The organism is Mycolicibacterium psychrotolerans (assembly GCF_010729305.1).
Taxonomy (GTDB): Bacteria; Actinomycetota; Actinomycetes; order Mycobacteriales; family Mycobacteriaceae; genus Mycobacterium; species Mycobacterium psychrotolerans.
The window spans coordinates 1,355,963-1,374,965 of sequence record NZ_AP022574.1 but is presented as its reverse complement, the minus strand read 5'-3'; the positions used below and the strand labels follow the sequence as shown (position 1 = coordinate 1,374,965).

The 19,003-nt window shown below is 69.0% G+C and carries 23 protein-coding genes; 18 read left to right on the top strand and 5 right to left on the bottom strand.

From position 1 onward, the window contains the following. Positions 1–67 precede the first annotated feature (67 nt). From G6N45_RS06820 to G6N45_RS06755, 14 genes are read left to right on the top strand one after another with little or no spacing between them, the layout of a single operon-like run. Positions 68–1,348 carry a class-III pyridoxal-phosphate-dependent aminotransferase gene (locus tag G6N45_RS06820; protein WP_163721053.1) on the top strand — a complete coding sequence of 427 codons (1,281 nt, stop codon included), beginning with the start codon at positions 68–70 and terminating at the stop codon, positions 1,346–1,348. Then, the gene (locus G6N45_RS06815) at positions 1,345–2,898 is read left to right on the top strand and encodes an aldehyde dehydrogenase family protein (RefSeq protein WP_163721052.1); all 1,554 of its coding nucleotides are present in this window, start codon (positions 1,345–1,347) and stop codon (positions 2,896–2,898) included. Before G6N45_RS06820 ends, G6N45_RS06815 begins: the two co-directional genes overlap by 4 nt. 3 nt (positions 2,899–2,901) lie before the next feature. Beyond that, complete coding sequence (locus G6N45_RS06810; protein WP_057149507.1) at positions 2,902–3,507, top strand: BMC domain-containing protein; 606 nt, start codon at positions 2,902–2,904, stop codon at positions 3,505–3,507. Next, a complete protein-coding gene (locus tag G6N45_RS06805; protein WP_057149508.1) occupies positions 3,504–3,992 on the top strand; it encodes a hypothetical protein in 489 nt (162 codons plus the stop codon). The genes G6N45_RS06810 and G6N45_RS06805 overlap by 4 nt, the downstream gene beginning before the upstream one ends. Beyond that, entirely contained in the window at positions 3,989–4,234 is a 246-nt protein-coding gene (locus G6N45_RS06800; RefSeq protein WP_057149509.1) for a EutN/CcmL family microcompartment protein, read from the top strand. The genes G6N45_RS06805 and G6N45_RS06800 overlap by 4 nt, the downstream gene beginning before the upstream one ends. Before the next feature lie 54 nt (positions 4,235–4,288). Continuing rightward, positions 4,289–4,570 (top strand): BMC domain-containing protein, encoded by a 282-nt coding sequence (locus G6N45_RS06795; protein ID WP_057149510.1) that lies wholly within the window; start codon positions 4,289–4,291, stop codon positions 4,568–4,570. Positions 4,571–4,579: 9 nt separating this feature from the next. Further along, positions 4,580–5,233: a microcompartment protein gene (locus G6N45_RS06790; RefSeq protein WP_163721050.1), complete on the top strand. Its 654-nt coding sequence runs from the start codon at positions 4,580–4,582 to the stop codon at positions 5,231–5,233. Continuing rightward, positions 5,230–6,228, top strand: a complete 999-nt coding sequence (locus tag G6N45_RS06785) for a phosphotransferase enzyme family protein (protein WP_163721048.1) — start codon at positions 5,230–5,232, stop codon at positions 6,226–6,228. The genes G6N45_RS06790 and G6N45_RS06785 overlap by 4 nt, the downstream gene beginning before the upstream one ends. A gap of 22 nt (positions 6,229–6,250) precedes the next feature. Continuing rightward, positions 6,251–7,030, top strand: a complete 780-nt coding sequence (gene fabG / locus G6N45_RS06780; RefSeq protein WP_163721046.1) for a 3-oxoacyl-ACP reductase FabG — start codon at positions 6,251–6,253, stop codon at positions 7,028–7,030. Between the two features lie 53 nt (positions 7,031–7,083). Continuing rightward, positions 7,084–7,860 carry a GntR family transcriptional regulator gene (locus G6N45_RS06775; protein WP_163721044.1) on the top strand — a complete coding sequence of 259 codons (777 nt, stop codon included), beginning with the start codon at positions 7,084–7,086 and terminating at the stop codon, positions 7,858–7,860. A gap of 18 nt (positions 7,861–7,878) precedes the next feature. Beyond that, positions 7,879–8,757: a tRNA glutamyl-Q(34) synthetase GluQRS gene (gluQRS, locus tag G6N45_RS06770; protein ID WP_163727955.1), complete on the top strand. Its 879-nt coding sequence runs from the start codon at positions 7,879–7,881 to the stop codon at positions 8,755–8,757. 45 nt (positions 8,758–8,802) lie between these two features. Next, a complete protein-coding gene (locus G6N45_RS06765; protein ID WP_163721042.1) occupies positions 8,803–10,275 on the top strand; it encodes an ABC transporter permease subunit in 1,473 nt (490 codons plus the stop codon). Continuing rightward, complete coding sequence (locus tag G6N45_RS06760; RefSeq protein WP_163721040.1) at positions 10,272–11,051, top strand: amino acid ABC transporter ATP-binding protein; 780 nt, start codon at positions 10,272–10,274, stop codon at positions 11,049–11,051. The genes G6N45_RS06765 and G6N45_RS06760 overlap by 4 nt, the downstream gene beginning before the upstream one ends. Positions 11,052–11,075: 24 nt before the next feature. Continuing rightward, on the top strand, positions 11,076–12,437 hold the full coding sequence (locus tag G6N45_RS06755) for a flavin monoamine oxidase family protein (RefSeq protein WP_163721038.1): 1,362 nt from the start codon (positions 11,076–11,078) through the stop codon (positions 12,435–12,437). A gap of 6 nt (positions 12,438–12,443) precedes the next feature. Here G6N45_RS06755 and tgt read toward each other — a convergent pair whose 3' ends face one another. Further along, positions 12,444–13,649: a tRNA guanosine(34) transglycosylase Tgt gene (gene tgt / locus G6N45_RS06750; RefSeq protein ID WP_407664332.1), complete on the bottom strand. Its 1,206-nt coding sequence runs from the start codon at positions 13,647–13,649 to the stop codon at positions 12,444–12,446. 57 nt (positions 13,650–13,706) lie between these two features. On the opposite strand from tgt, the gene G6N45_RS06745 reads away from it, so the two are divergent. Then, positions 13,707–14,141 (top strand): lipoprotein LpqH, encoded by a 435-nt coding sequence (locus G6N45_RS06745; protein WP_163721035.1) that lies wholly within the window; start codon positions 13,707–13,709, stop codon positions 14,139–14,141. Here the strand turns inward: G6N45_RS06745 and G6N45_RS06740 are convergent. Then, entirely contained in the window at positions 14,125–15,036 is a 912-nt protein-coding gene (locus G6N45_RS06740; protein WP_163721033.1) for a haloalkane dehalogenase, read from the bottom strand. The two genes, G6N45_RS06745 and G6N45_RS06740, sit on opposite strands and share 17 nt — an antisense overlap. 123 nt (positions 15,037–15,159) lie before the next feature. Here G6N45_RS06740 and G6N45_RS06735 point away from each other — a divergent pair, with 123 nt between their 5' ends. Continuing rightward, positions 15,160–15,621, top strand: a complete 462-nt coding sequence (locus G6N45_RS06735; protein ID WP_057149519.1) for a lipoprotein LpqH — start codon at positions 15,160–15,162, stop codon at positions 15,619–15,621. Here G6N45_RS06735 and G6N45_RS06730 read toward each other — a convergent pair. Then, positions 15,618–15,962 carry a DUF732 domain-containing protein gene (locus tag G6N45_RS06730; protein WP_163721031.1) on the bottom strand — a complete coding sequence of 115 codons (345 nt, stop codon included), beginning with the start codon at positions 15,960–15,962 and terminating at the stop codon, positions 15,618–15,620. The two genes, G6N45_RS06735 and G6N45_RS06730, sit on opposite strands and share 4 nt — an antisense overlap. A 91-nt stretch (positions 15,963–16,053) precedes the next feature. Between G6N45_RS06730 and G6N45_RS06725 the strand changes: the two genes are divergently transcribed. After that, positions 16,054–16,431: a hypothetical protein gene (locus G6N45_RS06725; protein WP_163721030.1), complete on the top strand. Its 378-nt coding sequence runs from the start codon at positions 16,054–16,056 to the stop codon at positions 16,429–16,431. Here the strand turns inward: G6N45_RS06725 and G6N45_RS06720 are convergent. After that, positions 16,422–17,447, bottom strand: a complete 1,026-nt coding sequence (locus G6N45_RS06720; protein ID WP_163727948.1) for an NAD(P)H-dependent amine dehydrogenase family protein — start codon at positions 17,445–17,447, stop codon at positions 16,422–16,424. The genes G6N45_RS06725 and G6N45_RS06720 overlap by 10 nt on opposite strands. 105 nt (positions 17,448–17,552) lie before the next feature. Between G6N45_RS06720 and G6N45_RS06715 the strand changes: the two genes are divergently transcribed. Continuing rightward, complete coding sequence (locus G6N45_RS06715) at positions 17,553–17,852, top strand: hypothetical protein (protein WP_057149522.1); 300 nt, start codon at positions 17,553–17,555, stop codon at positions 17,850–17,852. Between the two features lie 19 nt (positions 17,853–17,871). Here the strand turns inward: G6N45_RS06715 and G6N45_RS06710 are convergent, their stop codons facing one another. Next, the gene (locus G6N45_RS06710) at positions 17,872–18,960 is read right to left on the bottom strand and encodes an ABC transporter ATP-binding protein (protein ID WP_163721028.1); all 1,089 of its coding nucleotides are present in this window, start codon (positions 18,958–18,960) and stop codon (positions 17,872–17,874) included. Between the last annotated feature and the right edge of the window lie 43 nt (positions 18,961–19,003).

Below are 19,003 nucleotides of genomic sequence, written 5' to 3'. Positions count from 1 at the left end.
GTTGACATAAATGGTCCTACCGTTTAGCTTTTGGTCACGTCCGGCCGACCTCACGACAGGGAGTCCCGTGTACGACTACGGCACGTTCTCGTTCGATTCCAAGGCACAGGTGCTCGAACGTGCCAAGGAGTACTGGAACCCGGACAAGACGCAATTCTGGACCGACTCCGGCGTCGACCTGGTGATCGACCGCAGGCAGGACTACTTCCTGTGGGACATGAGCGGGCGCCGGCTGATCGACATGCACCTCAACGGCGGCACCTACAACCTCGGCCATCGCAATCCGGAACTGGTGGCGGCGATCACCGAAGGCATGCAGTACTTCGACGTCGGCAACCACCACTTCCCGTCGGTTGCGCGGACGGCGTTGGCGCAGAAGCTGATCGAGTCCGCCCCCGCCTCGCTGACCAAGGTCGCCTTCGGATCCGGCGGCGGCGAGGCCATCGACATCGCGCTCAAGAGTGCCCGCCACGCCATGCAGCGACGCAAGATCGTCTCGATCGTCAAGGCCTACCACGGGCACACCGGCCTGGCCGTCGCCACCGGCGACGACCGCTTCGCCAAACTGTTCCTGGCCGACCGGCCCGACGAGTTCGTCCAGGTGCCGTTCGGCGACACCGACGCGATGGAGCAGGCGCTGCGCGGCCGCGACGTCGCGGCGGTGATCATGGAGACGATCCCGGCCACCTACGGATTCCCCCTTCCCCCCGTGGGTTACCTCGAGGCGGTCAAGGATCTCTGCGTGCGCTACGACGCGCTGTACATCGCCGACGAGGTGCAGACCGGCCTGATGCGCACCGGTGAGATGTGGGCGATCACCAAGCACGGGATCGAACCCGACATCATGGTCACCGGCAAGGGACTCTCGGGCGGGATGTATCCGATCACCGCTGCCCTGCTCAGTGACCGCGCCGCACAGTGGCTCGACCAGGACGGGTTCGGCCACATCTCGACCTTCGGCGGCGCCGAGCTGGGCTGCGTCGCCGCCATCAAGACCCTCGAGATCACCAGCAGGCCCGAGGTCCGCTCGTCGGTGCACTACATCGCCGATATCTTCGCCCGCGGCCTGTCCCGCATCCAGGCCGACCACCCGGAGTGGTTCGTCGGCATCCGGCAGAACGGCGTGGTGATCGGGCTGGAGTTCGACCACCCGGAGGGCGCGAAGTTCGTGATGCGCGAGCTCTACCAGAATGGTGTGTGGGCGATCTTCTCGACGCTGGATCCCCGTGTCCTGCAATTCAAACCGGGCCTGCTGCTCAACCGCGACCTCTGCGAGGACGTGCTCGACCGCGTCGAGGTCGCCGTGGGACGGGCGAAGCTGGCCGCGACCGGACGGAGTAAGCGATGACCGGCGACAATGGAGTACCCCGCGCCCGCCAGCTGCTCGAGCGGGCGCGCTTCGCCGCGGCCGCCTACGGGGAGTACGACCAGGCAGCCGTTACCCGCATCGTGGAGGCGGTCGCCGACGCCGGCCACCGCAACGCCGAACGCTTCGCCGCGGCGGCCGTCGCGGAGACGCAGATGGGTGTGGTCGAGGACAAGGTGGTCAAGAACCGCGCCTGCTCACGCGGCATCGTCGAGTTCTACCGCGACCAGGACTACGTGACGCCACGGATCGACACCGCCCGCAAGATCGTCGAGATCCCCCGGCCCGCAGGTGTGGTGCTGGCGCTGTGCCCCACCACCAATCCCGTTGCCACGGTGTACTTCAAGGTGATCCTCGCGCTGATGACCCGCAACGCCGTCGTCGTCGCCCCGCACCCCAGGGCGCGGCAGTGCTCGGCCGACGCGGCCCGGGTGCTGGCCGAGGCCGCTGTCGCCGCCGGCGCCCCCGACGGCATCGTGTCGGTCGTCGACGAACCCACGCTGCCGCTGATCGAGGCGATGATGTCCGACGAGCGCACCGACGTCATCGTCGCCACCGGCGGCACCGCGATGGTCCGGGCGGCCTACTCCTCGGGCACCCCGGCGCTGGGAGTCGGACCCGGCAACGTGCCCGTGTTCGTCGACGCGACCGCCGACGTCGACGCCGCTGCCCGGCGCATCGTCGGCAGCAAGGCATTCGACAACTCGGTGCTGTGCACCAACGAGTCGGTGCTGATCGCCGAGGACGCCATCGCCTCGAAGCTCACGACGGCGCTCACCCGCCACGGCGCGCACATCCTCGACGCCGACGCGACACAGCGCCTGCGCGAGTTCATGTTTCCCGACGGGCAGCTCAACACCGACGTGGTCGGCCGTGACGCGGCATGGATCGCCGAGCGCATCGGTGTGCGCGTCACCCCCAAGACCCGGGTACTCATCGCCCCGTTCACCGACGTGGTCGGCGAGGAGGTGCTCACACACGAGAAGCTCAGCCCGGTGCTGGGCATGACCACCGTCGCCGATGCGCAGCGCGGCATCCGCGCCGCCCGCGCGGTGGTGCGCATCGCCGGAGCCGGTCACTCGGCGGCCATTCACAGCGAGAACGCCTCGGTCATCACCGAATTCGCGGCCAGCGTGCCGGTGCTGCGCGTGTCGGTCAACGTCGGCAACAGCACCGGCAGCTCGGGCCTGGAGACCCACCTGGCTCCGTCGATGACGGTCGGCACCGGCTTCGTCGGACGCAGTTCCATCGGGGAGAACCTGCAGCCCGAGAACCTGATGAACTGGACGCGGATCGCCTACAACGCCGACGCCGGCGTGCCGATGCCCAACTTCGCCGGCCTGTCGCCGTGGCGCTCCCCCGACGGCCCGGTACCGGCCTATCCGCGGGCGTCCAACGATTCCGGGGCGGTGCCGGCGGCGCCCGCAGGCAGACCCGCCGCCCGCCGCCCCGCCGAGCCCGGCATCGAAGCGCTGCGCGCCGAGCTGCGTGCGCTGGTGGCCGAAGAACTCGCTCAACTGATCAGGCGGTGACCCGTGGCTGAACTGCGTTCGTTCATCTTCATCGATCGGCTGCAGCCGCAGACAATGTCGTATCTGGGCTCCTGGATCAAGGGTGCGCTGCCGCGCGCCGGGGTGGCCGCCCAGATCATCGAGGTGGCCCCGGGTCTGGACATCGAGGGCGTCACCGATGTCGCGGTCAAGCACGCCGAGGTCCAGGCAGGCGTGCTGGTGGTGGAGCGCCAGTTCGGTTATCTGGAGTTCCACGGCGACACCGACGCCGTGCAGGCCGCGGCCGGCGCCGCGCTCGCCGAACTCGACCGGGACTCCGGCTCGGCGACCCCGCCGCAGATCCTGGCCTCGCGCATCATCTCCAGCATCGACGCCCAGCACGCATTCCTGATCAACCGCAACAAGATCGGCTCGATGGTGCTCGCCGGTGAGACCCTCTATGTCCTCGAGGTGTCCCCGGCGTCCTATGCGATCCTGGCGACCAACGAAGCCGAGAAGGCCGCCGACATCAAGGTCGTCGACTTCCGGATGATCGGGGCGACCGGCCGGGTGTATCTGTCCGGCAGCGAATCCGACATCCGCCAGGCCGCCTCCGCCGCCGAGGAGGCCCTGGCACGGAGTGTGCCGTGAGCATCGACCGCGACGCGCTGCGGCAGATGGTCCGCGAGGTCATCCGCGAGGCCGTGGGCGATCTCTCGAGCGCTGCCCCGCCGGCACCGGTGCCGCCCGCCCCTGCACCGGCTTCGCCGCCTTCCCAGGGGCCTGTCGCGACCGGGCCGCTCACCGCCGACGAGAGGTCGCGGGTCGACACGGTGCGCATCACGTCCGACCGGGACCTCGACGTGTTCGTGCGAAACCTGTTGCGATTGTTCGAGAATCCCAAGACGCGCGCCGACCTGCGGCAAGGTCGCCTGTCGTTCCGCCTCGCCGGCACGGGACGGCCGGGAGCCGGCAGCAGCCGGCGCATCGAGCGCGGCGCGGTCACCGAACGCCAGATCGCCGACATCGCCGCATCCGGCGCTGCCCTGGTGCTCGGCCCACGGGCCGTGCTCACCCCCCTGGCCCGCGAGCGCGCCCGCGCACTGGGCGTGACGATCCACAAGGAGCGAACATGATTCGTGGCACGGTGGTCGGCCAGGTCTGGTCGACCCGCCGCATCGACGGCATCCCGGCCGGCGCCTTCCTGGAAGTGGAGGTCGACGGCTCCGGTTCCCGGCTCGTGGCGTTCGACGTGCTGGGCAGCGGCGTCGGCGAGCACGTGCTGGTCACCCAGGGGTCGGTGGCCGCCGGCTGGTTCACCGGCACCCCACCCCCGGTGGACGCGCTGATCATCGGCTCCATCGACCCCACCGGTTAGCCGCCCCGGCACCCGGCCCGACAACCTGTAGTCAACCGACACAAAGGAGAAATCATGGCCAGCAACGCGATCGGAATGATCGAGACCAAAGGGTATGTCGCGGCGCTCGCCGCTGCCGACGCGATGGTCAAGGCCGCCAACGTGACGATCACCGATCGTCAGCAGGTCGGTGACGGTCTGGTGGCCGTCATCGTCACCGGCGAGGTGGGCGCCGTCAAGGCCGCGACCGAAGCCGGCGCCGAATCCGCCTCGCAGGTCGGTGAACTCATCAGCGTGCACGTGATCCCGCGCCCGCACAGCGAGCTCGGCGCGCACTTCTCCGTCTCCGGCCAGTAGGCTCGCCAGATGGCCGTCACGGATGCACCGACGCGGACCGACATCCGCGTCTACCTGCTCGTCGAGGACCTGCAGCAACAGTTCGCCGCCTACCTCGGCACGCCCACCCGGGCGCGCGGCTACCCGCCGTACGCGGGCGAGCACGCGCTCATCGTCGAGGTGTCCCCGGCGCTGGCCATCGAGCGGGTCATCGACCTGGCGCTGCGGGAGGTACCCGGCATCTCGCCCGGAATCCTCTACGTGGAGCGCCAGTTCGGCGTGCTCGAGATCCACTCCAGCGATCTCGAGGACGTGCGACGGGCGGGCGAGGCGATCCTGAACGGCACGAAGAACGCGGCGGCCGATCAACTGCGGCCGCGGGTGCTCTACCACGACGTCATCACCGACATCACCGACCAGCACGCGGTGATCCTCAACCGCAACCGGCAGGCATCGATGGTGCTGCCCGGCCAGTCGCTGCTGGTCTACGAGATGACGCCGGCGCTGTTCGCGGCCGTGGCGGCCAACGAAGCCGAGCGCGCCGCGCCGGGACTGACGCTGGTCGACGTGCAGATGATCGGTGCCGCGGGCCGCCTCTACATCAGCGGCAGCACCGCCGATGTGGTGACCGCGCGCGATGCGATCACCACGGTGCTGGAGGCGATCGAGGGGCGTGACCATTGAGCGGTGTCGACTTCGGCGACGACCGGGCGGTCGCCGAGAAGGCGCTCGGGGCGTTCGACCTGCCGCAGGGCTCGGCGCTGCGGCTGCTCAACCTGTCCGAGAACGCCACCTACGCCGTCGAGGAGCCCGGCTGCGGGCACCGGTCCATCCTGCGGGTCCATCGCAAGGACTACCACCGCGTCGACCAGATCGAATCGGAGCTGACGTGGCTGGACGCGCTGCGGCGTGACAGCGACATCACCGTGCCGACCGTGATCCCGGCGCACGACGGCCGCCGGGTGGTCACCGTCGACCACGACGGAACCGAGCGTCACGTGGTGCACTTCGAGATGGTGCCCGGCGCCGAACCCGACGAAAACACGGTGACGAGCACGGATTTCCACACGCTGGGATGCATCACCGCCGCGCTGCACGACCATGCCCGCAGCTGGCAGCGTCCGCCTGCCTTCAGCCGGTTCTCCTGGGACTGGGAACACAGCCTGGGAGGGTCGCCGCGCTGGGGCCGCTGGCGCGACGCGGTCGGTGTCGGCGAGCACGAGGCCCAGGTGCTCGGCCGCGCCGAGCAGTTGCTGCGGCGCCGGCTGGCCGAATACGGCACGGGCAGCGACACGTTCGGTCTGATTCATGCCGACCTGCGGCTGGCCAACCTGCTGGTCGACGGTGACACCATCACGGTGATCGACTTCGACGACTGCGGATTCGGCTGGTATTTCTACGATTTCGGCACCGCGGTGTCGTTCTTCGAAGACCACCCGTCGGTGCCGGAATGGCAGGACGCCTGGGTCACCGGATACCGCACCCGCCGGGAGCTGGCCGCGGCCGACGAGGACATGCTGGCCTCGTTCGTGCTGCTGCGCCGGCTGCTGCTGCTGGCCTGGATGGGCACGCACAGCCATTCCCGGGAATCGCAGGCCATCTCCGTCACCTACGCCGCGGGCAGCTGCACGCTGGCCGAGCGGTACCTGTCCTCAGACGGTCACCTGCTGACCGCCTGAACCGTCCACCGAAAGGTTCGTCATGTTCACCTCGTTGCAGGGCCGCTCGGCCATCGTCACCGGCGGCAGCAAGGGCATCGGACGCGGGATCGCCGAGACGTTCGCCCGCGCCGGCGTCAAGGTCGTCATCACCGGGCGCACCGAGTCCGACGTCGAGCGCACCGTCACGGATCTGGCCGACCTGACGGGCACCGTCACCGGGGTGGCCGCCGACGTGACCAGCCCCGAGGACTGCCGCCGCGCGGTGGCCACCGCCGTCGAGCGCAACGGCGGACTCGACATCGTGTGCGCCAACGCCGGCATCTTCCCGTCGGCGTCGCTGGCCGACATGACCCCCGAAGACCTCGAGCAGGTGCTCGGAACCAACGTCAAGGGAACCGTCTACATCGTGCAGGCCGCGCTCGAGCCGCTGACCGCCAGCGGTCACGGCCGCGTGATCATCACCTCCTCGATCACCGGGCCCATCACCGGCTTCCCCGGCTGGTCGCACTACGGTGCCAGCAAGGCCGCTCAACTCGGCTTCCTGCGCACTGCGGCGATCGAACTGGCGCGCAAGAAGATCACCGTCAACGCGGTGCTGCCCGGCAACATCCTGACCGAGGGTCTCGTCGAGATGGGCGAGGAGTACATGGATTCGATGAAGGCCGCGATCCCGACGGGCACACTCGGCACCGTCGCCGACATCGGCAACGCCGCGCTGTTCTTCGCCACCGACGAGGCCGCCTACATCACCGGACAGTCGCTGGTCGTCGACGGCGGCCAGATCCTGCCCGAATCGCCCGAGGCGCTCGCCGACCTCTGAGCGCAGGTACCCTACATTTGGTCGTACCAATTGCCATGAGCCGAGGAGGTCCGGTGCCCACCCAGACCGAGGACCTGCGGCGCCGGATCGTGGCCGACATCAATGCGGGCGTTCCGGGCGCCAAGCTCGGCAGCGAGCGGGAACTGGCGGAGCGGTACCGCACCAGCCGCTCCAGCCTGCGCCAGGTGCTCGCCGCTCTGGAGGAGGCGGGCCTGGTCGATCGGGTGATCGGCCGGGCCGGCGGCATCTTCATCAGCCACGCCCAGGTGCAGCGCAGTCTGACCGACGTCGTCGGGGTGCCCGCGTTCCTGGCCAGCCAGGGTTATGTCGCGGGCACCCGGGTGCTGTCGACCAAGATCGGCGCGCCCGACGCCACCACCCAGAAGGCGCTCGGGATCACCGCCGACGACTTCGTCATCGAGATCCAGCGGGTCCGGCTCGCCGACGGGTCGCCGATCTCGTTGGAACTGGCGCAGTTTCCCGCCGACGCCTTCCCCGGCCTGCTCGAACAGCAACTCGGCGGCTCGCTGTACGAGATCTTGGAGTCGCAGTACGGACTGGTCACCGCCCGCGCCGACGAACGCATCGAGGCGGTCAACGCCACGCCCGAGGAAGCGACCCTGCTGGGCATCAAACCGAAGTCGGCGCTGCTGCTGATCACCCGGATCACCTATGACCAGCACGACACCCCGTGCGAATTCTCCCGCGACCTTTTCCGCGGCGACCGCACCCGGTTGGCCGTCACCGCCCAGGGCCGCGGCATCGGGGTGGCCGCGTCGGTGGCGGAGGCCTCGGTCGCGCTGCAGAGTCAGGGGCGGCGGGCGGTCTGACAGAGTGGGTCCGTGACGATCGCAGGCGGCGCAGGCAGGTTCGCGCCGAGCCCGTCGGCGGATCTGCACATCGGCAACCTGCGCACCGCGGTGCTGGCCTGGCTGTTCGCCCGCTCCACCGGCCGGCGCTTCCTGATGCGCGTGGAGGACCTCGACGACCGTACCGACACCGACATCGGTGATCGCCAACTCGCCGACCTGGCCGCGCTGGGCGTCACCTGGGACGGGCCCGCCACCCGCCAGACGGAGCACCCGCAGCGCTACGACGCCGTGGTCGAGACGTTGAACAGCCGCGGGTTGCTCTACGAATGCTATTGCACGAGAAGAGATATCGCCCAGGCACCTCGCGCTCCCCATGCTCCCGAAGGGGCCTATCCGGGAACGTGCCGCGACCTCACCGAGACCGAGCGCGCACGACGGCGCGCCGAGACGGGCCGCCCGCCGGCACTGCGGCTGCGCACCGACACGCCGACCCACACCGTGCACGACGTGCTGCACGGCGACTACACCGGCCTGGTCGACGACTTCGTGGTGCGCCGCGGGGACGGGGTACCGGCCTACAACCTCGCGGTGGTCGTCGACGACGCCGCCTCGGGCATCGACCAGGTGGTGCGCGGCGACGACCTGCTGTCCTCGTCGCCGCGTCAGGCGTACCTCGCGCAGCTGCTCGGGCACCGGCAACCGGTGTACGCGCACGTTCCGCTGGTTCTCAACGCCGACGGCGCACGGCTGGCCAAGCGGGACGGGGCGGTGACCCTGGCCGAGATCGGAGTAGACCGGGCGCTGGCCCAGATCGCGGACTCGCTGGGGTTCTCCGCGCACACGGTGGCGCGGATGCTGCCGGAGTTCGATCCGGCGCGTCTGCCCCGCACACCGTGGGTATACCTGCCCGGGTGAGCAGAACCCTTCAGATCGACGGCCGGTGTTGCTAGCGTGCGGCCGGTGCATCGACTACGCCGCACGCTGCCGGCGGTCCTCCTCCTCGCGGCGCTGATCCTCGCCGGCTGCGCCGGCTCCTCCGGCGGCGGCGACACCCCCATCAAGTCCGCCGGCGTGCTGCGGGTGGGCACCGAGGGCGTCTACTCCCCGTTCTCCTACCACGACGCCGCGACCGGCCGGCTGGTCGGTTACGACGTCGACGTCGCCCGGGCCGTCGCCGACAAGATCGGCGTCACCGTCGAGTTCGTCGAGACGCCGTGGGACTCGATGTTCGCCGCGCTGGAGGCCAACCGGTTCGACGTGGTCGCCAACGAGGTGACCATCAACCCCGAGCGCAAGGCGAAATACGACCTGTCGCAGCCGTATTCGATCGGCGAGGGCGTCATCGTCACCCGCGCCGACGACAACTCCATCACCTCGCTGGACGACCTGAAAGGCAAGGTCGCCGCGGAGAACGCCACCAGCAACTGGTCGGAGGTCGCCCGCAAGGCCGGCGCCCGGGTGGAATCGGTGGAGGGGTTCACGCAGGCGATCACGCTGCTCAGCCAGGGCCGCGTCGACGTCGTGATCAACGACAGCATCGCGGTGTACGCCTATTTCGCCGAGACCAAGGACTCCTCGGTCAAGATCGCCGGCACCGTGGGCGAGAAGAGCGAGCAGGGATTCGCCGCCCGCAAGGACAGCGGGCTGCTGCCCGAGCTGAACGCCGCACTCGACGAACTGCGCGCCGATGGCACCTTGGCCCAGATCTCGCAGAAGTACCTCAACGCCAACGCCTCCGGCGCCCCGGAGGCGGCCGGCGCCGCGCCCCCTCGTTCCACCTGGCAGCTGATCGGCGAGAACCTCTGGCCGCTGGCCAGGGCCGCGCTCACGATGACGATCCCGCTGACCGTGATCAGCTTCGCCCTCGGCCTGGTGATCGCCCTGGCGGTGGCGCTGGCCCGGCTGTCGTCGAACATCGTCGCGAGCAACGTCGCCCGGTTTTACATCTCGGTGATCCGGGGGACGCCGCTGCTGGTGCAGCTGTTCATCGTGTTCTTCGCGCTGCCGCAGTTCGGCGTGAAGATCGACCCGTTCCCGGCCGCGGTGATCGCGTTCTCCCTCAACGTCGGTGGCTACGCCGCCGAGATCATCCGCTCGGCGATCCAGAGCATCCCGAAGGGTCAGTGGGAGGCCGCGCAGACCATCGGACTGGACTACACGGGCACGCTGCGCCGGATCGTCCTGCCCCAGGCCGCCCGGGTGGCCGTCCCGCCGCTGTCCAACACGTTGATCTCCCTGGTCAAAGACACTTCCCTCGCCTCAACCATATTGGTCACCGAGCTGCTGCGGCAGGCGCAGATCATCGCCGCGCCCACGTTCGAGTTCTTCGCCCTGTACGGCACGGCGGCCGTGTACTACTGGGTGATCTGCCTGGTGCTGTCGTTCGGTCAGGCCCGAATCGAACACCGACTGGAGAGGTACGTGGCGAAGTGACCGAGCAGCCCACCGAGAACCAGCGCCAGAATCGGATCGTCGCCGAGGACGTGCACAAATCCTTCGGGCCGCTCGAGGTGCTCAAGGGCGTCTCGTTCACCGTGCCCAGCGGTTCGGCAACAACGATCATCGGCCCGTCCGGGTCGGGGAAGACCACCCTGCTGAGGGCACTCAACGCGCTCGACAGCCCCGATACGGGCGTCATCAGAGTGGGTGACGTCGAGATCGACTTCTCCGGACCCGTCACCAAGGATCAGCTGCGGCGCTACCGGGCCCAGAGCGGCTTCGTGTTCCAGTCGCACAACCTGTTTCCGCACAAGACCGTTCTGCAGAACGTCACCGAGGGACCGGTCGTCGCGCAGAAGCGGCCCCGCGAGGAGGCCGAGGCCGAGGCGGTGCAACTGCTCGAGCAGGTCGGACTGGCCGACAAACGGGACCAGTACCCGTTCCAGCTCTCCGGCGGCCAGCAGCAGCGCGTCGGCATCGCCCGTGCGCTGGCGATGAGACCGAAGGTGGTCCTGTTCGACGAACCGACCTCCGCGCTGGACCCCGAGCTCGTCGGCGAGGTGCTCGCAGTCATCCGGGACCTGGCCGTCGAGGGCTGGACCCTGGTCATCGTCACCCACGAGATCCAGTTCGCCCGAGGCGTTTCCGACCAGGTGCTGTTCACCGACCAGGGCGTGATCCTCGAGCAGGGCCCGCCCGCGGCGGTGATCGGCGATCCGCAGCACGAGCGCACCCGGCAGTTCCTGCAGAGGATTCTCAACCCGCTGTAGCGGCACCGTGAGACAGTGTGCTGCATGGCAGCACACGAGGCGGACGTCATCATCGTCGGGGCCGGTATCTCCGGGCTGATCGCGGCGCGCACGGTCCTCGCGGCGGGTCTGACGCCGCTGATCCTCGAGGCCGACGAACGGGTGGGCGGCCGGATCCTCACCGAGGAGGTGCTGCCCGGGCTGCCCGTCGAGATCGGCGCCCAGTGGATCGGCGACACCCATCACCGGATGTTCGCGCTGGCAGAGGAACTCGGCGTCGAGACCTACCCGCAGTTCGACGAGGGCGAGACGTCCTACGAGTTGGCCGGTTCGCCGGTGCTGCGACAGAACGATTTTCACCGCCGGTTCGGCGACGAACTGGCCGAGCTCGCGAAGGTGCTCCGGCTGCTCGACGAACTGGCGGCCGAGGTCCCGCCCGAAGCACCGTGGCGTGCGCCGCGCGCCGAGGAGTGGGACGCGATCACCGCGGGCGCCTGGTACGACGGGCAGGCCCTGTCCCCGGTCGCCCGGACGCTGCTCGAGATCTGCACCGTCGGGATCCTCGCGGTGCCGACCGTGGAGGTGTCGTTCCTGCACCTGCTGTTCACCATCCAGACCTGTGGTGTCACCGCAGAACTGTTCGCCGAGTCCGAGGGCGGCGCGCAGACCACCCGCTTCGTCGGCGGCACCGCCGAGATCCCGAACAGGTTGGCCGCGCTGGTCGAAAGCCATCTGGTGCTCGACGCGCCCGTGCGGGAGATCGAGCACGGCGCCGAACGCGTCACCGTGCACTGCCGCGGCGGACGGATCGCCCGCGGGCGGCGCGTCATCGTCGCGATCTCCCCGATGCTGGCCGGGCGCATCATGTACGACCCACCGCTTTCCGGCTACCGTGACCAACTCACCCAGCGGATGCCGAACTCCGCGGCGATGAAGGCCTTCTTCGTCTACGACGAACCCTTCTGGCGTGCAGACGGATTCAACGGCCAGCTGATCTCCGACATCGGGCCCGCCCGGATGTCCAACGACACCTGCCTTCCCGGCGACGACCGCGGGGTGATCCTGATGTTCCTCGAGGGCGAACAGGCGCGCACGCACGGCCACTGGTCGCAGGAGGAGCGGCGTGCGGCGCTCACCGAGGAACTGGTGCGCCACTACGGCGACAAGGCGGCCCGTCCGGTGGCCTACGTCGACGGCGAGTGGGGCAGCCGTCAGTGGACCCGGGGCTGCTACAACGCCAACTGCGGACCGTTGGTGTGGACGACCTACGGCCCCGCGCTCGCCGAACCGATCGGCGTCATCCACTGGGCGTCGACCGACACCGCGACGCAGTGGAGCGCCTACATGGAAGGTGCGGTCGAGGCCGGCGAGCGCGCCGCCCGGGAAGTGGTCGAAGCGCTCAGCTGAGCCGGCTCACCGCGTCGCGTAGTACCGGCCCAGAACGTGGTCGCGCAGGTCGTCGAACCGGCCCGCGAGGATCGCCGCGCGGATGTCGTCGACGAGTCGGACGACGAAGCGCTCGTTGTGGATCGTGGCCAGCGTCGAGGCCAGCATCTCCTTGGCCTTGAACAGGTGGTGCAGATAGGCGCGGGTGTAGTGGGCGCACGTGTAGCAGTCGCATTCGGCGTCGATCGGGGTGAAGTCGCGGCGGTAGCGCGAGCCGGTGATGTTGAACCGGCCGGTGTGGGTGTACACCGCGGCGTTGCGGGCCACCCGCGACGGCGACACGCAGTCGAAGGTGTCCGCGCCCGCAGCGACCGCCGCGAACAGATCGTCGGGCTCGCTGATGCCCAGCAGATGGCGCGGCTTGTCGGCGGGCAGCTCACTGCTGACCCAGCCGACGATGGTGGCCAGGTTCTGCTTCTCCAGCGCGCCGCCGATGCCGTATCCGTCGAACCCGTTCCCGTCGGCGTCGATGATCTCGGTCAGGCCGCGGGCGGCCTGTCGCCGCAGGTCCTCGTACTGGGCGCCCTGCACCACCCCGAACAGCGCCTGTGCCGGCTTGTCCGGCCGCAGCGCCGTCAGCCGGCGGTGCTCGGCCAGGCAGCGCACCGCCCACTCGTGGGTGCGCTGCACCGAACTCTCCTGATAGCCGCGGGTGTTTACCAACGTGGTGAGCTCGTCGAACGCGAAGATGATGTCGGCGCCGAGCTGGTGCTGGATACCGATCGACACTTCCGGGGTGAACCGGTGCGTCGACCCGTTCAGGTGCGACCGGAACGTCACGCCGTCGTCGTCGACGTGGGCGAGCCGCTCCTTGCCGTCGGCGATGACGTCGTCGGCCTGCACCCGGGCGGTGTCCATCGCCAGCACCTTCTTGAACCCGACGCCCAGCGACATCACCTGGAACCCGCCGCTGTCGGTGAACGTGGGTCCCGGCCAGTTCATGAACGCGCCCAGCCCCCCGGCCTCGTCGACGATGTCCGGCCCGGGCTGCAGGTAGAGGTGATAGGCGTTTGCCAGGATGGCTTGCGCACCAAGCGCTTTCATGGTCTCCGGCAGTACCGCCTTGACAGTCGCCTGAGTGCCCACCGCGATGAACGCCGGGGTGGCGATGTCACCGTGCGGCGTGTGGATCACGCCTGCACGGCCCAGCCCCCCAGGCAGCTCTGCCTCCACACGAAAGAACGGATCGCTGATATCGGGGGCCGCCACGTCGTAGATTCTCCCATTGTGATGATGCGACGAACTCTGGCCGTTGTGGCCGCCGCCGCGGCGGTGGCCGGCTGTTCGTCGTCGCCGCCCGACTATCAGCCTCCGCCCGGGCAACTCGTGGCGGGCACCGCGCAGGTGACCGTCAACGGTCAGGACACCGGCACCACCGAAGCGGTGCAGTGCACTCCGGCCGGCACGATGATGACGATCAGCACCGGCGACGCAGGCAGCGGGGTCTCGGCCGTGGTGTCGAGCGCCGACGAGCTGACCGTGGAAGCGGTCGGCATCAGGGACCTGGGCGGGTTCACCGGCAGCTACAACGCGGGGCTCGGCGGGGAGGCGAAGGTGACGATGAGCGGCCGCACCTACGAGATAGCAGGCACCGCGGACGGCTTCGCCACCGACAACCCGAGCTTCCGCACGTCGGGCACCTTCGGGATCAGGGTGTCCTGCTGAGGAACGCGGCGATCGCCGCGGCGAGCTCCTCGCCGGCATCCTCCTGGAGGAAGTGACCGGCCTCGCCGATCACCGGATGCTCCACACCGGCCGCGCCGGGAAGCACAGCGGAGAAGATGGGCGCCATCGCGCCGGTGATCGGGTCGCCGTCGCTGAACGCCACCAACGCCGGCGCCGACCTGCCGGTCAGCGCCTTCCACGCGGCACGGTTGGCCTCCGATGCCGGGTCGTCGGGGGTGGTGGGGACCAGCAGGGGCATGGCCCGCGGACCGGCCAGATAGGTGGGGTCCGGAAACGGTGCGTCGTAGGCCGCACGCACGGCGTCGTCGACCGGGCGCACACAGCCCGCCCGGATGTAGTCGCTGACCCTCAGCTGCGGGTCGGCCTCCACCGACCGGCGGAACTGCCACCAGACCTCGGGCATCGGGTGGTCACCGGTGGGCAGTCCGGTGTTGGCGACGACGAGGCGCGTGAACACCTCCGGGTTCTCGGCGGCCACCCGCAGCCCGATCAGCCCACCCCAGTCCTGGCCGACCAGGGTCGCGCCGCGCAGCCCGAGCACGTCGACGACGAGCGCGCGGATCCATCCGACGTGGCGGGCGTAGCTGTGGTCTTCGACTCGGGTGGGCTTGTCGGACCGGCCGAAGCCGATGAGGTCGGGGCAGATGACGCGGTGCCCGGCCGCCGCGAGGATCGGGATCATCCGCCGGTACAGGTAGGACCATGTCGGTTCGCCGTGCAGCATCAGCACCGGGGCGCCGTCGGCAGGCCCGCTCTCGACCCACGCGATGCGCACCGTCGCGCCGTCGTCGTCGGGGATGTCTGCGTACCGCGGCGGGTAGTCGAAACCGGGCAGATCGGCGAAGCGGTCCTCCGGTGTTCGCAACGTCTTCATCTCAGCGACCTTCCACGCTTGTCACATTTTCGTAATTTGGCTAACCCGGGCAAGGGCGCCACCCATACTGCTGGAGATGATCCGCCGGTGTCGACGGATCACACGACAAGAAGGAGAACCGTGGTGAAGCGTGAAATCCTGGTCGCCGTCGGCGGCGCAGCGATCCTCATCGCCGGCCTGTCGGGCTGTTCCTCGGAGAAGAAGTCCGAGACCTCCGGGGAGACCTCGTCGGCCGCCGCGGCCGAAGGCAAGACCACCGTCACCATCGACGGCAAAGATCAGGAGATCCAGGGCAACGTCGTCTGCTCGGACATGGGCGGCAACACGAACATCGCGATCGGCAACGCCAGCACCGGAATCGGCGCCGTCGTGAGCTCCGGCGACAGCCCCTCGGTGGTGTCGGTCGGGCTGGGCAACGTCAACGGCGTCACGCTGGGCTACCAGAGCGGCGCGGGCCAGGGCGACGCCAAGGTCGAGAAGGACGACAAGACCTACAAGATCTCGGGCAACGCCACGGGCGTCGACATGGCCAACCCCATGCAGCCGGTCACCAAGCCGTTCGAGATCGAGGTGAGCTGCCCCTAGTTGGGGATGTAGCCGGCGGCCGACTGCCGCAGTTGCCAGATCTGCGCGGGGCACAGTTCGTTGACGGCCTGGTTGATCAGGTAGGCGCCCTGGTAGTAATCGGCGGTGCGGAAGTCGGCCTTCACCTGGTTGACCAGATCGGCGTAGCTCATCTTCGCCGCCACCCGGTCGCAGATGCTGTGCCCGTACCCGAGCGCGGCGTCGGCGTTGGGGAAGTTGTAGCCGGGCCGCACCGTGACGTTGACCAGATAGGCCACCACGTCGGCGCCGGCCGGGGCCGCGCCGATCAGCGCACTCACCGCAAGCAGCACACCCGCCACCGCACTCACCAGCGCCTTCATGGTCGGTCACCCTACGCGCTGCGCTCCGATGTCGGGGCAATGCCGGCAAACTCCGCTCACGATCCCGGCGCGACGATCTAGGCTCGTGGCCATGAAGCGCAGTGGTGTGGTCGCGTTCGCCGGTGGTCTGCTCGTCGCTCCGTTGCTGGGACTCGGCGCCGGATCCGCCGCGGCGTCCCCCGGCGCCTGCGATGACGCGAGTTGTGTTCCGTACGTCGACCGCGGCGTCCACGCGGGCGGTGAGTGCGTGCAGGGCACCCGGAACAACTTCGGCCTTGACGCCGGCGGCAACACCCTGGCGTGCAACTCGAAGGGCTCGTGGGTGTCGTCGCCGCCCCTGGCCGGGGTGCGCCTGCTGCGCTCCCCGTGCGGCGATGCCACGGGCGTGGCCCAGTCGCCCGATGGCGTCCCGCTCAAGTGCTCAGGCGGGGCGTGGACCGCCGACTACTGGGTGATGTTCTACGGCTGAGGGCCGAAGGCCCGTGTGTTGCGGATGAGCGGCAGCGTGGCCATCGTCGCGAAACCGACCGGCGCCTGACAGATCTCGGGCACGGCGTTGAGCACCTGCATCGCGGTGGCCACATTCGCCGACCGCACGTGCTCGGCCATGCTCGCCGGGCGGCTGAAGCTGGCGAGCGACACGAAGTGCGCCTGCATCGACGGGTCGCCCTCGATCGTCAGCGTCCAGCCGTGTCTGGGGCTGGGCCAGTGGCCGGGGTACTCGCCGCCGACCGTCCACAGTGTCTCGATCTCGACGCGCGGCACGCCGGCGCGGCGGCCGACCCAGTTCCAGCGCTGCCCGGCGGTGGTCCCGGCGTCCAGCCGGTGCTCGAAGATCTGATGATCCTTCTGTGCGGCAACGGCTTCCACGGTCGCGGTGACCTCGTCGAGGTCCGCACCGAGCGCGTCACCGATCAGCCAGACCTGCTCGACGAAGATCGAGCTGTTGAACGCCAGGAACTCCGTGGCCGTCGGGCTGATCGACTCCACCGGCTGCCCGAAAGCCATGTTGTCGAACGTGATTCCGGTGCTCTCGTAGACCGACCAGTCGGCCCGCTCGCACAGGGTGATCTTCTCGATGCGCCTGCTCATGCCGGACAACGCGAGTGGGAGCACCCCGGACAGGTTGCCCGGGTTCAGCCCGCTGCCGTGCACGGAGGTGCCGCCCTGTTCACACGCGGCGCGCACCCTCTCCCGGTCGGCCGGGGCCATGCGGCGCGGATGGAACATGAACGCCGTCGTGGCGACGTTCTTGCCGCTGGCCAGCAGCGCGCACACGTCGTCGACCCGCGCGGTGCGCGGCGTGTAGAGCACGCAGTCGGCGTCGGTCGCGAGGATCTGCTCGACGTCGGTGGTGGCCGCGACACCGACCGGGTCCCGTCCGGCCAGGATGCCGATGTCGACGCCGTTCTTGTCCTCGGCGTACACCCGGGCTGCGACGACCTGCAGGTCGACTCGGCGGCGATCGAGGATCGCGGTCAGCATCTCGGTCCCGACTGCGCCTGTGCCCCATTGGATCACCCGATACACCCCGCGGACGGTAGCAGGATCTGCGGGCCCCCGAGGCGTCGATAGGGCAGACTCACGGACATGGACCGTAACGGTGACTACGACGACGCAGGCCCCGACGACACCCTCGGACCGAGCGAGTCACTCGACTCCGACGAGGTGCGCAACGACGACGGCGACTCCGTCGTCGACCCGCCCGACGAGTGGATCGACGCCGAGGAGGACGAGACCCTCGACGAGAAGCTGGCCGCCGAGGTGCCCGACGTGCTGCCGCCCGGCGCACCCGAAGAGGCACGTCCCGACCGCCGCACTTTCGGGCAGATCGACGGGACGCCCGAGGACGGCGAGTCCTTCTACACCGTCCTCGATGACGACGAGTGAACTGCCATGCCGGACAAGGTCAGTTGAGGCGTTCGCCCGACTTCGGGTCGAAGAGGTGCACTGCCCCGTCGGGATGCCTGCGCAAGCGCACGGTATCGGCCAACCTGGGCGCAGTACGCGGGTTGCAGCGTGCCACCAACTCGACACCGCTCGAACCCGAACCGGCATGGGTGTAGACGTAGGCCTCGCTGCCGAGGTCCTCGACCAAGTCGACGACGACCTCGACGCCACCGGTCTCGACGATTTCTAGTTGCTCGGGCCGGATCCCGACGCTGACCTCCTGCAGCCCACTGGACGAGAGCAGCGAGATCTGGTCGCGCTCGAGTTCGAACACCGATTCGCCGACCCGAACACCGTTGTCGGCGATCGACGCGGTGAACAGATTCATAGCCGGCGATCCGATGAAGCCCGCGACGAAGGCGTTCGCCGGCCGATCGTACAGCTCGTTCGGCGCGGCGAACTGCTGCAGTTTGCCGCCTTTGAGGACTGCGACCCGGTCACCCATCGTCATCGCCTCGACCTGGTCGTGGGTGACGTAGACCGTCGTGGTCCCCAACCGCCGCTGCAGCGCCGCGATCTGGGTGCGAGTCTGCACGCGCAGTTTGGCATCGAGGTTCGACAGTGGCTCGTCCATGCAGAACACCTGCGGCTCGCGGACGATGGCGCGGCCCATCGCGACGCGCTGACGCTGGCCGCCGGACAGCTTGGCGGGTTTGCGATCCAGGTGCTCGGTCAGGTCGAGCACCTTGGCCGCCTCCTCGACCTTCCGGCGCCGCTCGTCGGCCGGCACTCCGCGCAGTTTGAGCGCGAAGCCCATGTTCTCGGCGACCGTCTTGTTCGGATACAGCGCATAGTTCTGGAACACCATCGCGATGTCGCGGTCCTTGGACGGCACACCCGTCATGTCCTTGCCGCCGATCTCGATGGCGCCCTCGTCGATGTCCTCGAGGCCGGCCAGCATGCGCAGCGCCGTGCTCTTGCCGGAACCGGACGGGCCGACCAGGACGACGAATTCGCCGTCCTGGATGTCGAGATTCAAGTTGTCGACCGCGAGCTTGTCGGAGCCCTCGTAGATGCAGGTCGCGTTTCTGTAGGTGATCGATGCCATGTCTTTCGCTCTCTATCTTCGGGAGTTTCAGGGGTCTGGGATG